We start from the raw sequence: 7,484 nt of genomic DNA on the forward strand, positions 1-7,484 counted from the left end.
TTCCAGCACTGCCGAGAAATACTCGGCCTTGTGATGGCCGAAGGGATGATCCTGGTCGGCCGGCTTGTGGCTGATCTGGATCGCCCAGAAGGCGGCGACCGAGGCGATGACGTTGACGATCGATTCCAGTGCGTCCGAATAGAGTGCGACTGAGCCGGTGACGTACCAGGCGGCAGCTTTCAGCGCGAGCACGACAAAGGCGACGATAATCGACCAGAAGGCGAGGTTCGCGACCTTGCGCTTCGCGGCCGCCTTGGCCGCGATCGCCATCGTGTTCTCGGCTTCGGCCATGATCGTCAGGCGGCCTTTTCCTTGGCCTTGCGCGGCAGGTGGGCGACGATGTTCTCGATGATGCGCATGCCGGCATTGTGCCCGAGCGTCATGATCGATTCCGGGTGGAATTGCACTGCGGCGATCGGCTCCTTGCGGTGCTCGAAGGCCATGATGACGCCGTCCTCGGTCTCGGCCGTGACGATGAAATCGTCGGGCAGCCGCACCGGATCGGCAAAGATCGAGTGGTAGCGGCCGACGGTGACTTCCTTGGGCAGGCCGGAGAAGATGATGCCGGGCTTGGAGACGCGGATGCGCGACGGCTTGCCGTGCATCGGTATGTGCAGCTGCCGCAGTTCGCCGCCATAGGCCTCGGCCAATGCCTGCAGGCCAAGGCAGACGCCGAAGATCGGCAGTTCGCGGGCGCGCGCCTTCTTGATGGTTGCGGCGCAATCGAAGTCCTTCGGCGTGCCGGGGCCGGGCGACAGCACGACGAGGTCGGGTTTCAGCCGGTCGAAGACTTCCTCATGCACCGGCGAGCGAACGGTCGAGACGTTGGCGCCGGTCTGGCGAAAATAATTGGCCAGCGTGTGGACGAAACTGTCCTCGTGGTCGACCAGCAGGATGTTGACGCCGTCGCCGACGCGCGCGGTGGTGCGCTCGGTGCTGGCGGAATTGCCTGTCTTGGCGTCGCGGATGGCGGAGAGCATGGCGGATGCCTTCAGTTCGGTTTCGGCTTCTTCTTCCTCGGGAATGCTGTCGAACAGCAATGTGGCGCCGGCGCGCACTTCGGCAATGCCGTCCTTGATACGGATGGTGCGGAGCGTCAGGCCGGTGTTCATGTCGCCGTTGAAATTGACCATGCCGATCGCGCCGCCATACCAGGCGCGCGGGCTCTTCTCGTTCTGCTCGATAAAGCGCATGGCCCATAGCTTCGGCGCGCCGGTGACGGTGACCGCCCAGGCATGCGACAGGAAGGCATCGAAGGCATCCATGCCTTCGCGCAGCCTGCCTTCGATGTGGTCGACCGTATGGATCAGGCGCGAATACATCTCGATCTGGCGCCGGCCGATAACGCGCACCGAACCCGGCTCGCAGACCCGCGACTTGTCGTTGCGGTCGACGTCCGAGCACATGGTCAGCTCGGATTCGTCTTTCTTCGAGTTGAGCAGTTTCAGGATCTGCTCTGAGTCGGAAATTGCGTCGTCGCCGCGCTTGATGGTGCCCGAGATCGGGCAGGTCTCGACGCGGCGGCCGTTGACGCGCACGAACATTTCGGGCGAGGCGCCGATCAGATATTCACCTTCGCCCAGATTGATGAAGAAGGAATAGGGCGACGGATTGATGGCCTTCAGCTTGCGCGAAATCTCGGACGGCTGCGTCTCGCAGCGCTCGTAGAACATCTGGCCCGGCACGACCTCGAACAGGTCGCCGCGCTTGAACGAATCCATCGCCTTGCGCACCAGGTCGGCGTATTCTCCGGGTTCATGGTCGCCGCGCGGCGGGATGCGGTCGGGGCTCTTGAACGGCTCGGAGATTTCGTCGCGCGGCAGCCCTTCGGTCGAAAAACCCTCGCCGGCATAGTCGTAGCGGTCGGTCCATGCCTTGGCCGAATAATGGTCGACGACCAGGATCTCGTCAGGCAGGAACAGCACCAGGTCGCGCTGGCTTGGCTTGCGTTCGAGCTTGTAGTCTACCGGGTCGAACTGGAAGGCGAGATCGTAGCCGAAAGCGCCGTAGAGACCTAGATTGGCGTCTTCCTCGGTCTTGAACAGAGCGGTGATGGCGCGCAGCACCGTGAACACCGAAGGAACGCGGCTGCGCTCTTCTTCCGTGAAGACACGGCCGGGCTTGGCGACGTCGAGACGGATGAGCCTTTTCGATGTCTCGGCGATGGTGATATCGGCCAGGCTACCCAGCGCCTTGCCGATGACCGGCAACAACACCTCGCCACGGCCGTTGAGGGCCTCGACACGCATGGCGCGGCCGCGCGCGGAGATAACCAGAGGCGGGTCGATGATGGCGGTGTCCCAGCGCGTGTAGCGGCCGGGATATTCATAGTTTGAGGAAAACACCGCGCCGCGGCGCGAATTCAGGCCGTCGACGTAAGCGTCGATCGCGCCCGCATACGGCCGGTCGTGGCGCGCGCGGGTGATGGTGATGCCACCCGCGGTCACGAAACTTTCCGCGCCGTTTTCCAGAACCTTCATCGTCATTGCCGTCTCCATCAGCTTCTTGGGGCAACGGACCCGGGAATGGCTTGGAAAAAACAAATGGCCGCCCGGACTTTCCGTTGCGGCCACCCTCTCTATTCACGCGCACGTGTTCGAACAGGCCGCTGTCAGCAGGCCCACCACCAAATGGTCTTGATCGAACGCATATTCATGGCGAAATCCATAGCTGCGAAAAGAAGGATGCGCAACAGGTTTGAAAGTCTGTTCGTTGGCCGCCGCTTCTCAGGCTCATGGCACATCGCCAGAGCCGACAGTGCCGCTTAGAGTGCTCATCCAACAGCAGGAAGACGGGAAAATAACCATGACCGAGCAGATCGAGCGTGCGCGGACGTTTCATTCCCTCCACGTCAAGGGCAACCCGGTCGTCCTCTACAATGCCTGGGATCCGGGTTCGGCCAAGATCATCGAGAAAGCGGGTGCCAAGGCGATCGCCACCGGAAGCTGGCCGGTCGCGGCCGCGTTCGGCTACGCCGATGGCGAGAAAATCCCGCTGGAACTGGCGCTCGACAACATCAAGCGCATCGTCGGGTCGGTCGACCTGCCGGTGACCATGGACCTCGAGGGCGGCTACGGCGTTGACCCGGAAATCGTCGCTCGCACGGTGACGTTGGCGCTGCGGGCCGGCGCTATCGGTTTCAATTTCGAGGATCAGATTGTCGGTGGCAGCGGCCTGCATGACATTTCCGTGCAGGCAAAGCGCATCGAAGCCGCGGCGGCGGCCGTCAAGGCTTCCGGCATACCGGCATTCATCAACGCTCGAACCGACATCTTCCTCAAGGCGAAACCGGATGCGCATGATGACCTTCTGCTCGACCAGGCCATCGAGCGCGCACAGGCCTTCGAAAAAGCCGGCGCGCACGGCTTCTTTGCGCCGGGCCTTGGCGACGAAGGCCTGATCGAGACGCTCTGCAAGGCAATTGCGTTGCCGGTCAACATCATTGCGCTGGCGCATGTGCCGCCGCGCCAGCGGCTGGCGGAACTGGGTGTCGCCCGCATCAGTCACGGCCCGGTGCCTTACCGGCAGATGGCGGAATGGCTGGAGGCGAAAGCGCGACTGGCTATTTCGGGCTAAGTCAGTCCTCCAGCGTTCCCGACCGGGCATCAGTGCTCTTCCTGTCGCCGACCAGCTTCAGAAGATCTTCGCCGGCGCGGATGATGCGGCGCGAGCGGCGGGTCAGGATGATGCCGTCCTGCGGCGCGAACACTTCGGTGCGGCCATCGGTTTCACCCGGTGCATGGACGATGGTGGCGAGGCGCGCGCCCTTGGCGACGCGGTCGCCGGGCTTCACGTCGTAGAGCACGGCACCGGCCCGTGGCGCCGGCATCATGTCGATGTTTTCCAATGGCGCCACGAAGCCGGTGAAAGGACCCGGCGCGGGCAGGGCGCTGTCGGCGATCACGCCGCGCGCCACCAGCAGCCGGTAGAGGCCGTCGGCGTCGGCGGCGGCCAAAGCACCATCGACATCGAGGATGCCGCGATATTCGACGGTGGTGGCGACGCGACGGTCGAGCTTGGCCACATCGGCGGGGACGTTCTGATAGGGCATGATCGAGGCGCCCTCGAAGGTGCCGTCGGTGTCTTCGCTCCACAGCACGACCGCGTCGACGCCCATGGCCGCGGCGCAATCGGCCATATCAGGCCACAGGCTTGTGTGGACGTAGAGATAGGCGAGGCCCTCGTCATCGCAGTGCAGGTCGAGCACGATGTCGTGGCCGAGCGAGAGCTGCACCAGCCGCGTCTTCAGCCGCTGGTCGACGCTGCCAAGGGTGGTGTCGGGCAAGAGCGCTGTGTCGGGCGCCGCGAGCAGCGGAAAGCCGCGGTTGAAATTGGTGCGCGTGCCGAGATGGAAGCGGCCCTGATGCTCGCCGAAATGATATTGCGCCCGGCCGATCGGATTGGCCCAGGGCACGATGGTGAGATTGCCCTTGATGCGGCCTTCGGCTTCAGCCTTGTTGAGCATCGGCATCAGCGCGTCGATGGCGACGACACCCGGCAACTCGCCGGCATGGAGTGCCGCCTGCAGATAGGCCGAAGGAGCAGCCTTGTCGGAACCAGTGAAGCGGAACAGCGGGAATTCGTAGGAAACCCCTTCGCTTTCGCCGGCGATGCGTTCGATCGATTTCTGCATGACTTCCTCCATCAGGAGCGAGAGACATGCGATTTGAAGGCGCCGATGTCGATTGGTCCAGCCTGCCGCGCTATGGGCGCAAGAGACTATTCAGCCGGAAGCGGGATGACCGGCGCGCGCCGGTCCAGCGCCTGCGACAGCACAGCGGCGGTGACCGCCAAAACAGCGAGTGCTGCGCCGACCAGCGGCAAATTGGCATAGGAAACACCGGCGGACAGGGCCACGCCGCCTATCCAGGCGCCGCTGGCATTGCCGATATTGAAGGCGCCCTGGTTCAGCGTGGCGGCGAGGTTCGGTCCCTCGGAGGCCGCCTCGACGACCCGGATCTGCAACGGCGGCACGACGACGAAGATGAGCAGGCCCCACAGGAAGACGATGCCGATGGCAACGCTGGCGATTGCGCCGAACTGCCTGAATCCAACGAAAAGCAGGGCCATCAGCAGCAGGGTGCCGATCACTGTCGGCATCAGTTTCCAGTCGGCCAGTCTGCCGCCGATAATGTTGCCGATGGTCATGCCCGCGCCGAACAGCAGCAGAACCCACGTGACTGCCGAGGTCGACAAGCCCGATACCTCGGTGAGGTAGGGTTTGATGTAGGTGAAGACGGTGAACAGGCTTGCGGAGGTCAGCGCCGCGATCAGCATGGCCAGCCAGACCTGCAGCTTGCCCAGCACGCGCAGCTCGCCGCGCAGGCCGCCACCGCTTGGCTCGGCGACATCGGACGGCACCAACCAGGCGATCGCTGCCACCGAGATCAGGCCGATACCGACCACGGCAACGAAGGTGGAGCGCCAGCCGAACGCTTCGCCAAGTGCGGTTCCGGCGGGAACACCCAGGATGTTGGACAGCGTCAGCCCGGCGAACATCAGCGCGATAGCGCTGGCGCGCTTGTTGCGCGGCACCAGGCTGGCGGCAACGACCGAGCCGATGCCGAAGAAGGCGCCGTGGCCGAAAGCGGTGAAGACACGCGCGGCCATCAGCGTCCAGTAGTTGGGCGAGATGGCGCAAAACAGATTGCCGACGACGAACAGCACGGCCAGCCCGACCAGCACCGGCTTGCGCGGCAAATGCGCAGTGGCCATGGCGACGATCGGGGCGCCGAAGACGACGCCCAGCGCATATCCGGTAACCAGCAGGCCCGCCGCGGGGATCGACACGCCGAGGTCGGCGGCGACCTCAGGCAGCAAGCCCATGATGACGAATTCGGTGGTGCCGATGCAGAAGGACGCAATGGCAAGCGCAAGGATCGGCAAGGGCATGGTGCGTCCAGACTGAATCGGTTCAATTCCAGACTGCGCGAAGCACGCCACCGTGCGCAAGCTGCATTGCTGCATTGCAGCGATGCAGAAAAGGAAGAGCTTTAAAATGGGTCTTCAACGGGCTGTCACGCCAGCGGCTTCAGCTCCTGGGCAATGGTGGGCAGCAACTCCGAAACATTGGGATGGATGTGCACGGCACGCGCCAGCGTGTCGACGGGCGCCTTGGCGTACATCAGGTCGAGCACACAATGGATAGCCTCGTCGCCGCCGGGGCCGAGCACCGAGCAGCCGAGGATCTCCCTGGTGTCGGCATCGACCAGGATTTTCATGAAACCCTGCGTCTCGCCCTTTTCGATAGCGCGGCCGACGCGGGTCATCGGCCGCTGGCCGACCAGCGCGCGACGGCCGGATTTCTTCACTGCGGCCTCGGTCATGCCGCAGCGGCCAAGCGGCGGGTCGATGTAGAGCGCATAGGCTTCGATCCGGTCGCTGACCCTCCGCGGATCGTTGTCGAGCAAATTGGCGGCGACGATCTCGTAGTCGTTGTAGGAGGTGTGGGTGAAGGCGCCCCTGCCGTTGCAGTCGCCCATCGCCCAGATGCCGGGCACGCTGGTGCGCAGCTGGTCGTCGACGGTGACAAAACCGCGCTTGTCGACCTCGACGCCGGCCCTTTCCAGGCCGAGATCGTCGGTGTTGGGCGTGCGCCCCAGCGCCAGCAGCACATGCGAGCCGACCGCCGGTGGCTTGCCGGCGGAGAAGGTCACGGCGATGTCGTCACCCTGTCTGGCGAAGGCAATGTCGTCGGCGCCGACATGGACCGCGATGCCTTCGTTTTCGAGGATCGACAGGATGGCGGCGGAGACATCCTCGTCCTCGCGGCCGGTCAGGCGCGGGCTCTTCTCGACGACGGTGACTTCCGCGCCGAAGCGGCGGAACATCTGAGCGAATTCGAGCGAGATGTAGCTGCCGCCGACGACGACGAGATGGCGCGGCAGCACGTCGAGATCCATCATCGACGAGTTGGTCAGATAGTCGATGTCGTGGATGCCGGGAAGGTCGGGCACCGAGGCGCGGCCGCCGGTGTTGAGGAAGATCTTTTCGGCGGTCAGCAGATCGTCGCCGACGCGCACCGTGTTGGCGGATTCGAAACGCGCATGGCCGCGATAGAGGGTGCACTTGTCCATGCCGGCAATCCAGGTCTCGAGATTGCCGCGAGCGTCGTTTGTGACCTTGTCCTTGCGCGCCTTGATCACCTTGTAATCCACGCCGACCGGCCCGGAGAGCGTCACGCCATAGTCGGCGGCGCGGCGCGCCAGATGCGCGGCATAGGCGCTGGCGACCATGGTCTTGGTCGGCATGCAGCCGGTGTTGACGCAGGTGCCGCCGACCAGCTTGCGCTCGATCAGCGCGACGCTCATGCCGGCGGCCGTCAGCCGCCCGGCCAGCGGAGGGCCAGCCTGTCCGGCACCGATGATGATGGCGTCGAAGATTTTCGTCGTCATGCCACCGCCGCTACGATCAGCAGGCCGCCGATGATCGCCACCGCGTCCTCGATAAAGGCGGCGGGCGGATCCTTGCCGAAGGCGGCCGCG

The 7,484-nt window shown here is 64.3% G+C and carries 6 protein-coding genes and 1 pseudogene; 1 reads left to right on the forward strand and 6 read right to left on the reverse strand.

All coding sequences use genetic code 11. The annotated features are described in order from the left end of the window. Both EN884_RS18255 and EN884_RS18260 read right to left on the reverse strand, forming a co-directional pair. Positions 1 to 291: cation transporter (locus tag EN884_RS18255; RefSeq protein WP_164895044.1), on the reverse strand; the 291-nt coding region annotated here is incomplete at its 3' end. Positions 292 to 296: 5 nt separating this feature from the next. Next, positions 297 to 2,486: an anthranilate synthase gene (locus tag EN884_RS18260; protein WP_013529939.1), complete on the reverse strand. Its 2,190-nt coding sequence runs from the start codon at positions 2,484 to 2,486 to the stop codon at positions 297 to 299. Positions 2,487 to 2,805: 319 nt separating this feature from the next. Between EN884_RS18260 and EN884_RS18265 the strand changes: the two genes are divergently transcribed. Continuing rightward, entirely contained in the window at positions 2,806 to 3,576 is a 771-nt protein-coding gene (locus EN884_RS18265; RefSeq protein WP_013529940.1) for an isocitrate lyase/phosphoenolpyruvate mutase family protein, read from the forward strand. A 1-nt stretch (position 3,577) separates the two neighbouring features. Here EN884_RS18265 and EN884_RS18270 read toward each other — a convergent pair whose 3' ends face one another. From EN884_RS18270 to EN884_RS18285, 4 genes and pseudogenes are all read right to left on the reverse strand, one after another. Continuing rightward, positions 3,578 to 4,633: a succinylglutamate desuccinylase/aspartoacylase family protein gene (locus tag EN884_RS18270; RefSeq protein ID WP_063168862.1), complete on the reverse strand. Its 1,056-nt coding sequence runs from the start codon at positions 4,631 to 4,633 to the stop codon at positions 3,578 to 3,580. A gap of 86 nt (positions 4,634 to 4,719) precedes the next feature. Next, a complete protein-coding gene (locus EN884_RS18275; protein ID WP_063168861.1) occupies positions 4,720 to 5,892 on the reverse strand; it encodes an MFS transporter in 1,173 nt (390 codons plus the stop codon). 125 nt (positions 5,893 to 6,017) lie between these two features. Beyond that, positions 6,018 to 7,394: an FAD-containing oxidoreductase gene (locus EN884_RS18280; protein WP_063168860.1), complete on the reverse strand. Its 1,377-nt coding sequence runs from the start codon at positions 7,392 to 7,394 to the stop codon at positions 6,018 to 6,020. Further along, positions 7,391 to 7,484 (reverse strand): annotated as a pseudogene (locus tag EN884_RS18285) (DUF4126 domain-containing protein); the annotation flags it as partial. The gene EN884_RS18280 and the pseudogene EN884_RS18285, both read right to left, overlap by 4 nt.

The organism is Mesorhizobium sp. M7A.F.Ca.AU.001.01.1.1 (genome assembly GCF_004022735.1).
Classification (GTDB): Bacteria; Pseudomonadota; Alphaproteobacteria; order Rhizobiales; family Rhizobiaceae; genus Mesorhizobium; species Mesorhizobium ciceri.

What these genes read in the sequence shown, in the direction of transcription:
- EN884_RS18260 (WP_013529939.1), bottom strand. Translation starts at nt 2,486, where the DNA reads ATGACGATGAAGGTTCTGGAAAACGGCGCGGAAAGTTTCGTGACCGCG.
- EN884_RS18265 (WP_013529940.1), top strand. Translation starts at nt 2,806, where the DNA reads ATGACCGAGCAGATCGAGCGTGCGCGGACGTTTCATTCCCTCCACGTC.
- EN884_RS18270 (WP_063168862.1), bottom strand. Translation starts at nt 4,633, where the DNA reads ATGCAGAAATCGATCGAACGCATCGCCGGCGAAAGCGAAGGGGTTTCC.
- EN884_RS18275 (WP_063168861.1), bottom strand. Translation starts at nt 5,892, where the DNA reads ATGCCCTTGCCGATCCTTGCGCTTGCCATTGCGTCCTTCTGCATCGGC.
- EN884_RS18280 (WP_063168860.1), bottom strand. Translation starts at nt 7,394, where the DNA reads ATGACGACGAAAATCTTCGACGCCATCATCATCGGTGCCGGACAGGCT.